Source organism: Luminiphilus syltensis NOR5-1B (assembly GCF_000158175.1).
In the GTDB taxonomy this organism is placed as follows: Bacteria; Pseudomonadota; Gammaproteobacteria; order Pseudomonadales; family Halieaceae; genus Luminiphilus; species Luminiphilus syltensis.
Genome location: NZ_DS999411.1, coordinates 1,511,139 through 1,526,428, shown reverse-complemented (window position 1 = coordinate 1,526,428; position 15,290 = coordinate 1,511,139). Strand labels below are relative to the sequence as shown.

Genomic DNA, 15,290 nt, shown 5'->3' with positions numbered 1-15,290 from the left:
GGTCGTTTCTGAGAACTCCCGAGGAGTTAGAAGCGAAAAAGGCTGAGCTGTCGGAGATCGATGCTCTCGCCGCAAAAATTTATAACGAACTACTCTTGGAAACCGAGTCCATCCAAGCCAATCAAGCCAGCGATCTTGTTATGGTAAACCGTCCCTCTATTCCCGAAGCTGGGCTTTTCACAAAGCGATCAGCATATTTTTGGCTCAAAACTACATTTAGTCTTGAAATCCACGATTGGGCACCACCCAACGTTCAAGAAGTTCCAGATGAAAAGAAGATGCGTGCAGATCAAAAACGCAACCATCAGCTAGTGATAGCCGCCCTGGTTGACCTATTCTTCGGCGAAAAGCCAGGCCCCGTAAGCGGGTCGATGGAAGACCCCAACGTAGCGGAAATCACGCGGGCGGCGAGTAAAGCGCTGGATCAGCGCGGAGTATCCAACGGTAAGCCCGCTCTCTCCACTATCGAAAGGGTCCTTAGTGAAAGCCTGAGAACACGCAAGGATCACAGCACTACGAAAAAGTGAAATCTGACGTTTCCTCAGTTTGAGATCTGAGGCCGTTTACCGCCATCTAATCCCGTCTCCATTCGATATGCCGAAAAGGAGGCGCCAAAATGGAGACCGACAGCAACACCGAAAACAACACCCCTCGCGGGGTTCACCACAGGATCAGCTACGCTCGCAGCGAGGGTGGCATCACACATACCGCACTGCAGACCGTCACCCCGACGCTGGGGGCCTTTCAAGAAGCACTTTCGCAGCCCCCTGCGGTTGGACCCAAGGACGGGCCCTACTTTGTCCGCGGCCCCCTCAAAGACGGTTGCACAACCCGCAGCGACGCAAACATCGCTCACTCCGAGCTACTCATCCTTGACGGTGACCGTCGTTTCGACCCCACCATCGGAGAGATTCATGAGGGCGCTCCGCCCCCGCAGGAAACCCACGACGCCCTGCGTGTTCTTGGCATCCCGCACGTCCTCTTCACCACGCACTCCCATGGCAGCGAGGAAAAGGGCAATCGCCACCGCGTAGTGATTCCAACATCACCCATGACGGCTGAGGAGGTGCCGCTGGCGGCCCAGTACGTCTGCGAGCAACTCGCCTCCCAGAGCGTGCATCTGTGCAATGTCCGGGAGAACGGCGTGATGTCGCAGCCTTGGTACCTGCCGCGCCGCGCCCATGCAAATCAGGAATACGTATTCCTCAGTCACCTCGACGGCGCACCGTGGGCACCGGCCGCTGGGGCTCTGACGAAGGCAGTCTCGTCGGTGTCGCCACCGGCCGGAGTCGATAAGACCAATTCCAAAGGACCGAAGGATCCTGACTCGGTAGCCGCTCTCTATACCGAGGCCCATCCCGACGCCCGGGCGCAGATCGACTTGTTGCAAAAGCACGGATATGAACTCTGGGGCGTGGAGGAGATTAATGGCGACCCGAGCTACCGGTTCCTCTGCCAGGGATCGACCAGCGGCACTGCGGGCACGGTGCTGTTCCGCCACGAAGACGGAGCATGGCTCGTGCATTCGCACCACGGATCGGACCCCCTCAACGCGGGCGGCAAGAGCCCTCGCGCCCACGACGTCTTCAGCGTATTCACGCAACTGGAACATGGTGGCGACGCAAAGGCTGCCATAGCCGCAGCCCGCCGGGCTCTGGATGACCGCCCTCGCTTGCGGATCAGCGGCGGTCGACTTGATATTAACGTGAGCTCCGCAGTTGCACTTCTGGCGGACATCAATCCACCCATTACCTTCGCCCGCGGAAACGCCTTGGTGCGGGTCGCTCACACGGAAAGCGCAACCACGGAGGACGGTATCCAGGTCCCGGCTGGTACCGCTGCGATAATCCCCTATAAGCAGACGACGCTCGCTCTTGTCCTGAGCCGAGAAATTGCGTGGGAAAAGTGGACCGAAAACCGCGGTTGGGGGCCGTGTGATGCCTGCCAGAAGGTGGTGGCCACCCTATTGGATGGATACGGGCTTTGGGGCGACATCCCAAAACTCCGCGGCATCTCCGAATGTCCGCTCCTGCGTTCCGATGGGTCCCTGCACGCCACTCCGGGCTACGACAGCGAAACGCAGCTGTATGTCGAAGGCTTGAGTGAGGACATAGCCGTTCCCAAGAAGGTTTCGCTTGCCGATGCCCAGGCAGCAGCGGAAGAGGTATTCGCGGTTTTCGCGGAATTCCCCTTTGAGGATCGTGACCTCGACCGCGCGGTGCTCCTGGCGTACTTGCTAACACTGCTCCTGCGTCCCTTGCTGCCAACAGCGCCGCTGACGTGCGTCTCAGCGAACGCGCCCGGCACCGGCAAGGGGCTTCTGGTGGAAGTGTCGAATATCTTGGTCCGCGGGGTCGATGCTGCGCTGATGCCACCCGTCTCCGGTCGGGAAAGCGAGGACGAGATGCGGAAGCGCATCACGTCGATGGTCCTACAAGGGCTGACCAGTCTGAACCTGGACAACTACTCAAAGCCGATCGCGGGCGATAGTCTAAATGCGCTCCTGACGACGAACGAGTGGACGGACCGGCAGCTCGGCAGCAATACCATCGTCAAGCTGCCCGTGTGCTGTACGCTCGCGGCGACCGGCAACAACCTCACTGTTCGCGGCGATATGGTGCGCCGGAGCCTTGTGATCAAGCTCAATGCCGGCGTCGAACACCCGGAAAGGCGCTCGTTCTCGGTCAAGGACCTCCCCGGCTATGTGCGGGAACACCGCGGCAGTCTGCTGAAGGCCCTGTTCACCATTTTAAAGGGCTACCAGGAGTCACGCTGCACGAATTTCACCGATGACCGGCTCGGCCGCTTTGAAACCTGGAGTGAAAAGGTCTGCCATCCCATCCAGTGGCTGGGCCTACCATCACCGGTTGCCTCGCAGGCACGCCTGCGTGCCTCAGACCCGGACGCAGAGAACCTGGCGGCACTGCTGCATGCCTGGCACACCGTCCATTCCTCGGATTGGGTGACTGTCAGCACCCTCGTCAATACGCCGGAAGGCAGCTACAACAACAGTGGCACCGCAAAGGACCATACCCTCCACGACGCCCTCCTTGAGGTTGCCGGAAAAAGCCGTCGGATCGAGAACAAGCTGCTGGGCTGGTACCTCTCGCGCAACGAGGGTCGCATCGCGGATGGCTACAAGCTGGAACGCAGGGGCCGGCAGGGACGCAAGGGTAAACACGCACACGAATACCGCGTCGCGACTGTCTCTGGCGCTCCGTCGCCGGCGGCCACCCTACGGGAGGACGACTCCTAACACCGGGGGTATCGGGGTATCTGGGGTTCTTGTCGGTTGCTTCGGGGACAGTCACGCGGTCTGGGCCGCGTACCGCTTCCCTGCGCGACCGACAGAAACCCCGGCTTCCCCAAAACCCCTCTTCTTAAACAACCAATCCTTTCAATCACCGGCAACACAGGAGAACGACTATGAAACTACGATTGACCCAGAAACACTTCGACCGCCCGCGGCCCTGCTCCCCCGGTAAAAGCAGAGAAGAACTATGCGATACCGTCGTGCCTGGGGTGTACGTGGAGGTACGCGCCGGCTGCCCCGACTGGGCCTCGGTCTACCTGCGCCATCGCAACGGCAGCAATAAGACCGCACACACCAAGCTCGGGACAACCCTCGACCTAACGCTGAAAGAGGCGCGTACAAAAGCTCGGCAGCTGAAGGCTGCGATTGCCCTCGGTGCCGACCCCCAAGCAGACGCCCGGCAGCGCAAGGCTGTCCCGACCTGGAACGCGTTCTTCACCGAGAGCTACCTACCGCATGCCAAGCAGGCCAAGCGCACCTGGAAGAACGATGCGGACATGCACCGGCTTCGCCTCGGCCCCCGGTTCGGTGCAACGCCGATAAACCGCATCACCCGGCAGGAGGTGCAGCAGTTCCACAATGAGCTGCGCGAGGACGGACTGGCCCCAGCTACAGCTGATCATCACCTCAAGCTACTCCGGCACGCTCTGAACTTGGCGGTTGATTGGGGGATGCTCCAAGTAAACCCCGCTGCCAAGGTGAAGCAGTTCAACTCCGAGAATCTGGTCGAGCGTTACCTAAGCGATGAGGAGTTCAAGCGACTAATGCGTGTATTGCGGGATCACGAGAACCGGCCCATGGCTTGCATTGTTTTGTGGCTGCTGGCTACGGGCGCCCGGTCCGGCGAGGCGAAAGCTGCAACCTGGGACGATATCGCTCGGGATCAAACGGTCTGGACCATCCGCTCGGAGCACTCCAAGTCCAAGAAGCGGCGGGCAGTGCCCCTGAACGACATCGCTCGGTCAGTGCTTCAGGAGATACGGGCTTCGGGATGTACTTCTGGCCACCTGTTTGTTGGCAAGCGTGGCCCCTACAAGTATCTCAGCAAGAACTGGGAGCGCATCTGTGAGGAGGCGGATCTTCAGGGACTGCGTTTGCATGATCTGAGGCATAACTATGCCTCGATGCTTGTGAATAGCGGGCACTCGCTCTACGAAGTGCAGCAGGCGCTTGGTCACAGCGACCCTAAAGTGACAATGAGGTACAGTCATCTGTCCAAGGAGAGCCTGCAAGGCGCTGCCAACAGTGCCGGTGATCGCATCAAGGCGGCGATGGCTGAGTAAGTGTGCCGGGGCCCTGCAATGGGGCCCCATGCACATCCCCGAGGCCTTATCGCATACGTCCAGGGCCCGCGGGTACCGGATCGCGCGCTCGCGAGGCCCTCAACACCTGATAGCCTAACCACAGCAATTCGGAGACCTGCCCATGCTTACCTGGACCCGCCGCCTGTTCCTCACGGGCGTAATACTGTCTCTCCTCATCACCAATCTACTGACGCTCACCAGCGTTGCATTCAACGCCGCTCTGTCGGGCGTGATCAGCACTGCCGCAGGCGTTCAAACGGTGGCGGACGTGATGAGCCAGCGCCTGACTGGCAAAGACAAGGTCATAAAGCAACAGAAGAGTGCGGCTGTTAAACGCACCGCAGCCGTCAGGAAGTTCGGCACCCGCCTCAGTGTTCGTACGAAGCGAGTGGCTACCCGCAGCGTTGCGGCAATACCCGCCGAGGCCATCCCCTATCTGGGCATTGCAGCGCTGATTGGAGGGACCGCCTATGAACTTTATGAGGCCTGTCAGAGCATCAAAGATCTGGATGAACTGTATGGCGAGCTTGGTCTGGATGAGGCCGCTTCTGAGGGCGCCATCGCAGCCGCCTGCAATCCGCAGCTACCCAACCCGACGGCGGTGTGGGAGAGCGTCAAGGGGAACACGGATACTTGGCTTGAAAGCGCTGCTGAGCAGGGATAGCAACAATTTTCGCTCCATCTCCTGTGCCCGCTATCGCCTAATTTATATCGCTTGGTCTACACTACTGTCAGGCGCTTTGCCTACCTGGAATCGAGGGAGAAAAATAATGGCAGGAAAGTTTGATCTGAAGAAAAGTCCGAGCGGAAAGTACATGTTCAATCTCAAGGCGGGGAATGGCCAAATCATCCTCACGAGTGAACTCTATGAAAGTAAGTCGGCCGCCGAGAACGGCATTACATCGGTTCAGAAGAATGCCGGTGATGATTCCCGTTATGAGCGAAAGGAGTCCAAAAGGGGCGAGCCTTATTTTGTTCTGAAGGCCACAAATGGACAGGTGATTGGCAAGAGCGAGATGTATTCTGGCAGCTCTGGCATGGAGAACGGTATTGAGTCTGTCAAAAAGAATGGACCGTCTGCTGAGGTTGCCGATAACACTTAATACTTTAACAGTGCAGGCGACTCGATAAAGGCTGTAATGGCGTAGCAAGTAACGGTCGGTACGGCCCAGCAACGTCCCCTACCTTCCTCCTGGACCGCATCACATAGCTACAGTTCGGGCGACAGGGGCGTATCGCGGGCGGGAGGCCAGAGCCTGAGGCAAAATCTTCCTCGCCCAAGTCGGGTATCCCAAATAAAACCACATAAGCGCTCTCCCCGGCACTCCTCTGCCTGGCCGCCTTTCCCCTTTGTAGTAATACAACACTATGAATTTAGCGTTCAATCGTTTCGCCATTCATATTTGACGTTAATAACGAGAGACCGCACTATGACCTGAGTACTGAAATGAGGGAGGAAACCACAATACAATGAATAGATTCACAGGATTCTTGTACGTCGGTCTGATCGCAATGCTGGTTACTGGATGTGCTTCTGTTGGCGATGGTTTCAAAAGCGATCAGGAGACCTTGTCGCGATTAGTTGTAGGCGAGACAACTCCCGAGGAGGCGATAAGACTTTTGGGAACCGACCCATACATTCGACAGAACTTGCCCGATGGATCGCTTGCCTTGCATTGGCAGCATATAAGTGTTGTTTACGTGGGCGTCACTGACAACCGCAGTTTAGTCCTACGCTTTACGCGGGGATCTACGGATGCGCCCTGGCGCTTTGAAAAAGTGCTTAGCGCACAAAACATTGAATTGCCACCGGATATGCCTTTTGGAACGCTTGTTCAATGACCGGAGAGATATATCGCCGGTCATAAGAATGGAGGCTGCGAGCGACCGACCGAGTGTAGGGTGCAGGACATCGTGGGGCAGTGTCGGGAGCGGTACGGGGAGGGAGGTGAGCTGCATCCGGGACGGCTGGATGTAGCGACCGCCGAGTCGACTCGCATACCGAACCGCTGTTCAAGTACCGACACTAGCCGGAGAGAGCAGCAGAAATGGCCAGACTGGAACCACAAGAGAAGCAGGTAAGGAAACTCCACAGCGGACCAATGCGTGCAATTTCTTGCTTACAGGTTTGGCACCGTGAATACTACAGCTTTGAGCCTTGCTGATGATAAGCCGCATTGGGAGAGGTCCGCCGAAATGAGACTCACAACCACAGCATTCCCGAGTATGTTTTCAAGATATTTATGCGTCGGCCTGATCGAAATAACAGTTTCTGCCAGCGCTTCTGTTGGCGATGGTTTTAAAAGCGATCAGGAAACCCGGTAGCGCTTAGTTGTAGGCGAAAAAACTCCCGAGAGTGCTCAAACAACTTTCGGACTCTTCTATCGCTCGCCTACAATCACACGTCGGGTGGGCCGGTGTTTATTTTGGGATCTGCAAAAATGAAGACACAACGAATGCTTGCTTTCGGGTCATTTTTTCGCCTAATCGCCAACCTCGGAACGTCGATCATCATTTTACTGCCAATCGTTAGCCACGCTGAACTTCTGACTAGGGAGTACCGGTTTGATGCAACCTTTGTGCGAAGCAGTCTTAGCGGCCCTCGTTACGAGGTTCACACGGGCAACGTGTTCAGATACACGGAGGATACGGCAACCGGTGACGTAGTCGACGTATATGCAAGGCTTCTTCCAAGCAGTTTCACCCAAACGCCCACAGGCACAACCGGCGTTGCTGACTCCGAGTTCACTTTCGCTGACACTTCGTTTGAGAGGGATTCCATCCGTTTACGCATTGCGGAAAGCGACTGTTTTGATCTAGGAGTGACTTGTACGCCGGTTGCAGGAGGCGGAGCCGAGTGGATTTTCCTACTGGACGAGAGGACCGTTCCTCGCATGGGCTACAAGAGACAAAAGCCTTGCACGATAAATGCTTGCGGGGGCGTGCGGTACGTATACTTGCCCATCGGTGATCCGATAGTGTCTGCGCCTACGCCTAGCGTTAGTATCGAGCCAAGCTTTCTAGACTTTGGTGAGATTGAGCTTGGCGCAACCAGCAATGAGCTTTTGGTTACCGTCACCTCTCACGGACTTCTCGATGCAAACATAATCTCAGTCAATGACCCAATAGACGGATTCACACTAGCTTCCAGCTCCTGCGGCTCACCGCCGACTCTTCTACCATCCGGCTCTAGCTGTACACTCGCTTACATTTTTCGGCCTATCCAAAATGGGGATTTTCAATCCACCATTGAGATAGTGAGCGACAGCCCTACAAGCCCGGATACAGTGCAACTTCTTGGCGCCGGGGTCTCCGCTGGCCTAGCCCTTGCTCCAGAAGTACTCAATTTCGGCGAGGTTCGCCTAGGCGAAACGAGTAGTCTACAAGTCGCAGATTTAACGAATGTCGGAACGACTACGCTCACGCTGACAGGCTTTGATCGCTTCCCAGAGTTTTCGATCGATTCCGGCTCAACTACTTGTGCGCCAAGCCTGAACCTGGCTCCAGGCACTAGCTGCAGCGTTGGCATTACCTTCGCTCCTTCAGTTGAGGGCCCGGTGGCGAGGGGGTCGTTGCTCGTCAGCAACTCGCCTGACAGCCCAGATACGCTGCTACTCATAGGCAACGGCGTAGTGTCATCGCTGGATCCGGCCGCAGACAATATAGACTTTGGGGAGGTCAAAGTCGGTGATACCAGCGACTCCGAACTACTAGCTCTTCGCTCCGCTGGCAGCGCCACGCTTAACGTGCAAAGTATTTCTACATCTGCAGACGAGTTCACATTCACGGGCGGCACCTGCGCTGCGCCTCCCTTCGCGCTCCAACCTGGCGAAGAATGTGAGTTGACTTACGACTTCACGCCGCCGAACTCAGGCGCTTTTAATGCAAACATCGCGATCATTAGCGACGATCCCACGGGACAGACACTAATCCCGCTTTCCGGAAAGGGCGTTACGGCTGGAGCGGCACTCTCTCCCGGCTTACTAGACTTCGACCGAATAGTGGTCGGCCAATCTTCGGACCCGCAATCAGTCGATATCCGAAACGTCAGCTCAGTCGATTTGACGATTTCCGAGGTAATAATCGGGTCAAACTTTTCAATCATCAACGAGGACTGTGGGCTTGGCGCACTACCTTCATCGCTCCCTGCTTCCGCGGCGTGCACAATACAGGTTGTCTTTAACCCTGGATCTGCGGGACAAGTCGCGCAAGAGTTGCGCATTCTGAGTGATGCCAGCGGCAGCCCTGACGTCGTTGCCCTTGTGGGAGATGGCTATCTACCGCGCCGAACCTTTTCCGGTCCTTTACCCAGCGGGGCAGTTGGGACCATTAGTTTCACTACTTCTGACCCTGCGTGTGCCTTTAACCAAGACCCTACGTTCCTGACGGAGGGCAGCGCTCCACAGCCACCTGATAGCTTTACGCCAGTGGACGGCATCGTTGATTTCAGAATAAGCGACTGTGCCCCAGGCGTGACTGTCGATATACGATTCGACTACGGCAACCCTCTGCCGTCTGGAGTTGGTTACTGGAAGGCAGACAGCCCGTGGCAGCAGATCCCGGCCACTGTTTCCGATAGCGTGGTGAGCTTCAGCATCACCGACGGTGGACCCTTCGATGAGGACGGCCTTGTCAATGGCGAGATCGTCGACCCCAGCGGCGCGTTACAGCCCGCCAGCAGTGCTCCCGGCGGGCCGTCGCAAGGGCCTCAGGCCATCGCAGTGATGAGTCGCAGTCAGGTGTCACTCTTGGCGATTATGGTCATACTTTTGGCAAGTGGGTTATTACGGCAGCCGGTACGCATTCACTCCCGCTGAAGACGGGCTTTCGGCTATGGTTCGGTGTTCGGTTTGCAGAAATCCGTTAGCAATCTTCGGCTTACGGCAGCGGCAGCTGCAGAGCCAGGGCCCTGTAATGGGGCCCCATGTATATCCCCCTAGAGCCCCTTCCATAGCAACAGGGCCCGCGGGTACCGGATCGCGCGGGCGGGAGGCTATGATGCCTAATGAAGGCGGTGTGACGACCAGTGGTTGACTTGGTTCTGCCAAGTTAACTCAGGCAGAATGCAGAAATCCGCTCGTTCATCTCAAGTAACCGCTCTATTCCATTCTTCAAACGCACTTGTCCTGAGATCGCGATAATGCTGAGCTCGCACAAGGTGTCTGCTTAGATTGAAGAGATTAGACACAGCAGCGTGGGCAGTAACAAATTGCTGCGCCTGCTTCATCGACTTGAATCGCCGCATTGCTCGCTCCCGTGCCCGGGTCGCCTCGTGTGATTGTTCAGCCCGATTATTCTCGTACTGCTGGGTGCTGTGCACCGTCTCGGGAATCAACTCTCGGTGAGCAACTCCATAGCTTCGTAACTTATCAGTGACGATCTTCCTGGGCTCACCGCCGTGACTGCGTAGCAACCTTTTGAAGAAGCGCCTTGCAGCAGCACCATCCCGCTTTGCCTGTAGAAATACATCAACCACCTCACCGTCCTGATCGACTGCTCGCCACAGGTAGTGTTGCTTGCCATTGATCTTGACGAAGACTTCATCGATATAGAAGGTGTCGCCATAGCCTCGGTGTTTTCGTTTCAATCTCCGCGCATACAGAGCGCCAAATTTGATGCACCAGAGGCGGACTGATTCGCGAGTGACTGCGATGCCTCGCCCCGCCAGAAGATCTTCGATGTCACGATGGCTGAGGTTGAAGCGGTAATAGAGCCAGACAGCGTAGGAAATGATGCCGGGTGGAAATCGGTAGCGCTTGTAGGTATTCATGCGCCGAGTCTACCGAAATCGGTCAGTTAACTTGGCAGTACCTCATTGGCGTATCAGGTAATCCGATTGACGCGCTTCGTCATTCAATCTCTCTCAGACCTCACGCATTATTAACAGTGTCGAAGCCGGTCCTCTACTTCAGCAGGATAGATTTTCCCAAACAAAGCACCTAATGCGGAACGGGACTGCCCGAGAGAAAGCCTAAAAAATCATCTTTTAGAAACCCCAAAGGACGCTAATTTTTAAATGATCACTGAAGCAAAAAACGCAGGACCCGCTGCCAAAATTGACAATAAATTCTTCAGCCTGCTTTCAGCCCCACTTAGGATGCTCTGGTGGGCAGTCCGCCACCCTCTGCTGTCAATGATCCTGCTGCTCGCACTCTTGTGCAGCGCACTCATGACATCTCTTCAGTTCTCAGGGGCTGCACAAGAGCATTTCAGCAACGCGGCGCAATATTTCGGAATCAGTACCGTTGCTCAAGTCCTGACAAACTCAGCCAACATAGCAAATTCAGAACTCATGGATGTGAAGTCTAAGCTGAATCTTGAAAGCAGAAAGCTTCAACAGGTGACCGCAGAACTCGACTCAACGAAGGCGAAGCTCAAGCAGAAGGAGACAGGCATTACTGGCTTCAAGACTAAAGCCCAGGCGATTACTCGACAACATAATGTCCGAATGACCAAGGTCGCAATTAAGACCGCGGCTGGAGAGGTTATGGCTTGGGTACCGGTCGTCGGTGATGTTGCAAGCATGGGATTCGCTGTCGCTGGAACCGTCGAGATGTGCCGGATGTTCAAGGAACTTGAGGTCGCCGCGACTGAGTTTGGGATGCCGATAACCCTTTACTCTGGGACATTTTGTGAAGCTCCGGCTGAGTTTACGGTTAGTCTCCTGGCAACGCAGTACAACATAATCACTGACTCCCTCACACGGTCACTTAATGATCAAGCAAAGGTAAGGGAGCGTTATTGGAGCAACAAACTTTTCAATTGGCTTGGTAATTGAGATGCCGACCCTTTCAAATGAACATCAGAAACAACTCCAAGAAGCAAAGTTGCTGCTTGAGAATCCCGGGGTTGCCTCAAAAATATCAAACTATATTGGCGCTCCTATTGAATTGGGTTTAGACCAGCTCCCAGTGAGCTGGAACGAGGGCTTACAGGATGTTGTAGAGACCGCATTGCACAGTGCCGCTGATGCAGCCATTTTCACGATCGAGGATACCCCGGGCGTTGCATCCTCAAACAATTGGCACAAGTTTGGCGTTGCGGCCAGTGGTGGTGTCGGCGGGTTTTTTGGGCTTGCGGCTATAGCAGTCGAATTGCCGATATCGACCACCATCATGCTTCGTTCAATGGCAGACATCGCGAGAAGCGAAGGAGAATCTGTCGATAACTTAGCGACAAAAATTGCTTGTATTGAGGTTTTCGCCCTCGGGGGCACATCCAAACAGGACGATGGAACAGAGCTTGGTTATTACGCAGTACGAGCGGCCCTGGCCAAAGCCGTTTCCGAGGCAGCGCAACATCTATCGCGTGCAGGAGTAACTCAAACCGGCAGTCCCGCACTGGTCAGGCTTATTGCCCGCGTTTCTCAATATTTCGGCGTGCAAGTTTCGCAGAAGATAGCGGCTCAGGCGGTCCCAGCGATAGGCGCTTTTGGTGGAGCGATCATTAACACTGTTTTCATCGATCATTTCCAAGATATGGCAAGGGGCCACTTTGCGGTTAGGAGACTGGAACGAATCTATGGGCCAGAGCGTATTGAGGATGCCTATTTTCGCTTGCCGGCTCGCCCGGAACCCTGATTCCAATGTTGCGCCATCGTACCTGATCCCCTTCGGCGCTGAGGGCATCGCTGCCCTCCCCCGGGACCTGCGGGGCTCTTCGGCGACCGAGGTCATTATCAGCTCAACTCCGACTCACATCGAGAAATGCTCGACCTTCAACGGCGCGCTGTACTGCATCCAGGAAGCTACCGAGGGCGCCGGGGATAGCCCCGCAGCCCCGGCTGAACGATGCACGACCTACCACGGCGCTCTCCACTGCATCGCGGAGGATGTCTGATGCCCGCCTTGACGCTCCTTGGCGCTATCGTGCTGTCCGCGGGAGCCACGGCGGTTGCTATAGCGCTGCTGGGACCCGACGCCTCCGAGCAACAGCGGGAGTGTGTCGAGGCGCTGGTGGAGGCCCTAGAGCCCCGGACGAAGCGCGGGGTGCAGGCGATCGTGGGGCAGTGTCGGGAGCGGTATGGGGAGTGAGCCGGGCTGCCGGAAAGCGGACGTTGGCGGGGCGACGCACGGGCTTCCGCTTTCGACCCACTTCTGCCGGTCGGGTTGGCGTTGCTGGAGTCGGCTGTCGCCTATCAAGGGACATTAGACGAAAATAATCTGCGACCTGCTTTCGTCTCGCAGCGGCGTCGTTAGAAAAACCTTGTTTGACGCAATAAGTCATGCTTTTGGCGTGAATGGTGTTTTGCACCCGAAATTTTTCTAATATCCTGTGCTACTCAAGATTGCATAGATGGCGTGGAGTTGAGGAGCTCTGATTTTCATAGATGAGTCAGTCCGCGCGGTTGGTCAAAAAACTAGTACATTTAGAGAGGGGGATTTAGAGTGGCGTACATTAGGTATTTATTTTTAGTCTGTTTTGTAGTTCTGGCTGGCTGTGCCGGTCCGAGCGACGTTGCTAACCGTTACTATGCGGACGAGCGTTACCCTGCAGTGTCACCAGAGCAAGTACAAGTTCTGACAGAGAATCCGGATATTCCTTACGAAGTTATTGCAGAGTTTCAGTCGAGGAGGGAGCAACCGGCAGATGTTCAGCGTAAAGCTGCCGAAATCGGTGCTGATGCGGTGATCATTACTCTTTTCGGTGGGAATCACAGCTTGACCGCTGAATGGACTCAAGATGGTCGGGATATGGATAAAACGTTCTCACGTATCGTGGGTGTTGCTATTAAATTCTATGAGGAGAAATAGAGAAGATGAAAAACTTAGCTATAGTACTAGGTATTGCTTTCCTGGTTGGTTGTGCATCAGCAAAGGTAGATGTGACTAAAACGGGGAAGGGTTACTATGAGCCTACCAAGGCATCCGTCGTTCAGATACTCAAGACAGTGCCAGAAAAGAGTTATGTTGAACTAGGAACCGTAACAGTCACCGGGTTCAAGAGTGGTGATGTAGCGAAAATGCATAACGCAGTAAGGGCTGAGGCAGCTCCGCTCGGCGCTGATGCTGTTGTTCTCACTGGCGAGGGAATGACTCCTGATGGCTGGGGTGGAATGACCCGTTGGGCCACTGGTGTCGCGATACACTACGACACCGAGTAATACTAAGTACCACCGAAGTTGTTACATCATGGGTTGCCAAGCGGCAGCCACAATAAGCCCTCCCAGTGAGGGCTTTTTAGTGCCGGAGATTTACGAGTGCGAATGTCCCTTATGAGGTGACAGTAGCAGCTGATTCGGAGAGCCTCAAATTTCCGCTCCTAGCCGATAGCGGACATATGAGGTCGCTTTGGCGGATGTCCGCTAACGACCCACTCCGGACGGTCGGCAACCTTGAGAGCCAGCTTGTTTTTTGCACGCTACGGGAGCGAACATTTAGGCTTCCGCCCCAATTGGCGCTGATTTATACCAAGATCGACTTCCAATCAAATTCAGTCGCGTGCGCTCTGATTATCCTGCGAAGGATGCAGCCAAGCCAACTTTCCCCCTTTGTTGAGTCAGCGCTCACACAAAGAAATGTTAGCGCAGTCTACGCATCGATTGCTCAAGTACAGTAGATGTTCCAAACCTGCCAAAAGTCAGCTACCTCCTCCTCCAAGAACGTGAGCTCAGCTGAACCCGCTGAAATGAACTTTTGCCATCCCGAGTAGCCCGAAAAGCTGTTTTTCGCGTTCACCTCACCACATGTCATCGGCGTGCCATCTGACCCCCTGTTGAAATAGACGTTGCGAAATTCTGCCGACTTGGGGTCCTTAAGCTTGGCCCTGACCGCGTCCTTTCCCTTGTTCATCCAAGATTGCTTTCGCCACTCTTCATCTCTTTTTGGTGACTCCTGCTCCGCTACCAAGGCGAGCGCCTCTGGATTTTTGGAACTTGTATCCTCCGAAGCGTGGGTGACAGTTACTGGTTCGGCTTGGCTATAGCCCACTCTAGTCAGCGCGGACGAAACCTCTTTCTCAACCTCAAGGCCGTCGCAGTTATTGATAAAACCATCGCATTTATAGGCCGTCCTAGATAGGCGATAATAGATACTCGCGGCGTCTGTATATCCCAATTCCTCCGCTGCTCTCCCTAGGTAGAAATAGGCCAAATCTGCCTCAAAGCCTACTCTAGCTACATTTGCGACCAAGTCTTCCCAACGCCGTTGTGCGTAGAGATTTTTGCTGGTGGATCTACTATAGCCCCAGGCCCCTGAGCAAGAAGTTTCGCATTTGAGTCGGAGTTGCCCACTGCTAAATTCTTGGCTTATGTCTTTGTACCGTACAGTAGAATCAAGCGTCGTCGCACAACCGCATAAGAGGAATATAAGAACTGCAGAAGTAAGACGTCGCAGGAGCAATATAAAAATGCAGGGATGCATTCGTTTTAACCCCCCATTGTTAGCTAAGGTGCTCCTAAGTATAGGGATCTAGGCAGACTAACGCGATGCACCAAAGACAGAGTTATTGCAACTTTTGATTGAGGCCATCCGTACCGACAACTGACAGTTAGGGGTTTATTGCTAGCAAGTCGCGGCACTGGTTGGGCAGCTCGTTCACTATCTGCCCGGGCTCCAGTCATCGGTGCAACGACAGCGGCTTCTGGCCGTTTTCTGCCTGTCAGTACCCACCCGATGAATGTCCGCTTTCGGGGACGAGCAACACTGCAGCCACCCGTTCGGCTCTGGTTCGGT

14 protein-coding genes are annotated in these 15,290 nt (G+C 55.3%); 12 read left to right on the top strand and 2 right to left on the bottom strand.

All coding sequences use genetic code 11. From position 1 onward, the window contains the following. The 7 genes from NOR51B_RS06755 to NOR51B_RS06725 all read left to right on the top strand — a co-directional run. Positions 1-527 (top strand): hypothetical protein (locus NOR51B_RS06755; protein ID WP_040481888.1); only part of this gene is annotated, 527 nt, incomplete at its 5' end. An 89-nt stretch (positions 528-616) separates the two neighbouring features. Further along, the gene (locus NOR51B_RS06750; protein WP_009020073.1) at positions 617-3,256 is read left to right on the top strand and encodes a hypothetical protein; all 2,640 of its coding nucleotides are present in this window, start codon (positions 617-619) and stop codon (positions 3,254-3,256) included. A gap of 170 nt (positions 3,257-3,426) precedes the next feature. Beyond that, complete coding sequence (locus NOR51B_RS06745; RefSeq protein ID WP_040481887.1) at positions 3,427-4,596, top strand: tyrosine-type recombinase/integrase; 1,170 nt, start codon at positions 3,427-3,429, stop codon at positions 4,594-4,596. 142 nt (positions 4,597-4,738) lie between these two features. After that, a complete protein-coding gene (locus tag NOR51B_RS06740) occupies positions 4,739-5,281 on the top strand; it encodes a hypothetical protein (protein WP_009019610.1) in 543 nt (180 codons plus the stop codon). A 106-nt stretch (positions 5,282-5,387) separates the two neighbouring features. After that, a complete protein-coding gene (locus NOR51B_RS06735) occupies positions 5,388-5,720 on the top strand; it encodes a YegP family protein (protein WP_009019266.1) in 333 nt (110 codons plus the stop codon). A gap of 367 nt (positions 5,721-6,087) precedes the next feature. Beyond that, positions 6,088-6,459: a hypothetical protein gene (locus NOR51B_RS06730; RefSeq protein WP_040481886.1), complete on the top strand. Its 372-nt coding sequence runs from the start codon at positions 6,088-6,090 to the stop codon at positions 6,457-6,459. 599 nt (positions 6,460-7,058) lie between these two features. Further along, entirely contained in the window at positions 7,059-9,434 is a 2,376-nt protein-coding gene (locus NOR51B_RS06725; RefSeq protein WP_009020134.1) for a choice-of-anchor D domain-containing protein, read from the top strand. Positions 9,435-9,703: 269 nt separating this feature from the next. Here NOR51B_RS06725 and NOR51B_RS06720 read toward each other — a convergent pair whose 3' ends face one another. Further along, positions 9,704-10,387 carry an IS6 family transposase gene (locus tag NOR51B_RS06720; protein ID WP_009021312.1) on the bottom strand — a complete coding sequence of 228 codons (684 nt, stop codon included), beginning with the start codon at positions 10,385-10,387 and terminating at the stop codon, positions 9,704-9,706. A 246-nt stretch (positions 10,388-10,633) separates the two neighbouring features. Between NOR51B_RS06720 and NOR51B_RS06715 the strand changes: the two genes are divergently transcribed. From NOR51B_RS06715 to NOR51B_RS06690, 5 genes are all read left to right on the top strand, one after another. Further along, entirely contained in the window at positions 10,634-11,395 is a 762-nt protein-coding gene (locus tag NOR51B_RS06715; RefSeq protein WP_009019601.1) for a hypothetical protein, read from the top strand. Between the two features lies 1 nt (position 11,396). Next, positions 11,397-12,197 (top strand): EcsC family protein, encoded by an 801-nt coding sequence (locus tag NOR51B_RS06710; protein ID WP_009020770.1) that lies wholly within the window; start codon positions 11,397-11,399, stop codon positions 12,195-12,197. 210 nt (positions 12,198-12,407) lie between these two features. After that, positions 12,408-12,650, top strand: a complete 243-nt coding sequence (locus NOR51B_RS06700; protein ID WP_230198420.1) for a hypothetical protein — start codon at positions 12,408-12,410, stop codon at positions 12,648-12,650. Positions 12,651-13,004: 354 nt separating this feature from the next. Continuing rightward, on the top strand, positions 13,005-13,370 hold the full coding sequence (locus NOR51B_RS06695; protein WP_040481883.1) for a hypothetical protein: 366 nt from the start codon (positions 13,005-13,007) through the stop codon (positions 13,368-13,370). Between the two features lie 5 nt (positions 13,371-13,375). Next, positions 13,376-13,720, top strand: a complete 345-nt coding sequence (locus NOR51B_RS06690) for a hypothetical protein (protein ID WP_040481882.1) — start codon at positions 13,376-13,378, stop codon at positions 13,718-13,720. Between the two features lie 442 nt (positions 13,721-14,162). Here the strand turns inward: NOR51B_RS06690 and NOR51B_RS14925 are convergent, their stop codons facing one another. Beyond that, a complete protein-coding gene (locus NOR51B_RS14925) occupies positions 14,163-14,747 on the bottom strand; it encodes a PI-PLC domain-containing protein (protein ID WP_050759427.1) in 585 nt (194 codons plus the stop codon). Between the last annotated feature and the right edge of the window lie 543 nt (positions 14,748-15,290).

Coding starts and splice junctions, on each gene's coding strand:
- NOR51B_RS06750 (WP_009020073.1), top strand. CDS start 617: ATGGAGACCGACAGCAACACCGAAAACAACACCCCTCGCGGGGTTCAC.
- NOR51B_RS06745 (WP_040481887.1), top strand. CDS start 3,427: ATGAAACTACGATTGACCCAGAAACACTTCGACCGCCCGCGGCCCTGC.
- NOR51B_RS06740 (WP_009019610.1), top strand. CDS start 4,739: ATGCTTACCTGGACCCGCCGCCTGTTCCTCACGGGCGTAATACTGTCT.
- NOR51B_RS06735 (WP_009019266.1), top strand. CDS start 5,388: ATGGCAGGAAAGTTTGATCTGAAGAAAAGTCCGAGCGGAAAGTACATG.
- NOR51B_RS06730 (WP_040481886.1), top strand. CDS start 6,088: ATGAATAGATTCACAGGATTCTTGTACGTCGGTCTGATCGCAATGCTG.
- NOR51B_RS06725 (WP_009020134.1), top strand. CDS start 7,059: ATGAAGACACAACGAATGCTTGCTTTCGGGTCATTTTTTCGCCTAATC.
- NOR51B_RS06720 (WP_009021312.1), bottom strand. CDS start 10,387: ATGAATACCTACAAGCGCTACCGATTTCCACCCGGCATCATTTCCTAC.
- NOR51B_RS06715 (WP_009019601.1), top strand. CDS start 10,634: ATGATCACTGAAGCAAAAAACGCAGGACCCGCTGCCAAAATTGACAAT.
- NOR51B_RS06710 (WP_009020770.1), top strand. CDS start 11,397: ATGCCGACCCTTTCAAATGAACATCAGAAACAACTCCAAGAAGCAAAG.
- NOR51B_RS06700 (WP_230198420.1), top strand. CDS start 12,408: ATGCACGACCTACCACGGCGCTCTCCACTGCATCGCGGAGGATGTCTG.
- NOR51B_RS06690 (WP_040481882.1), top strand. CDS start 13,376: ATGAAAAACTTAGCTATAGTACTAGGTATTGCTTTCCTGGTTGGTTGT.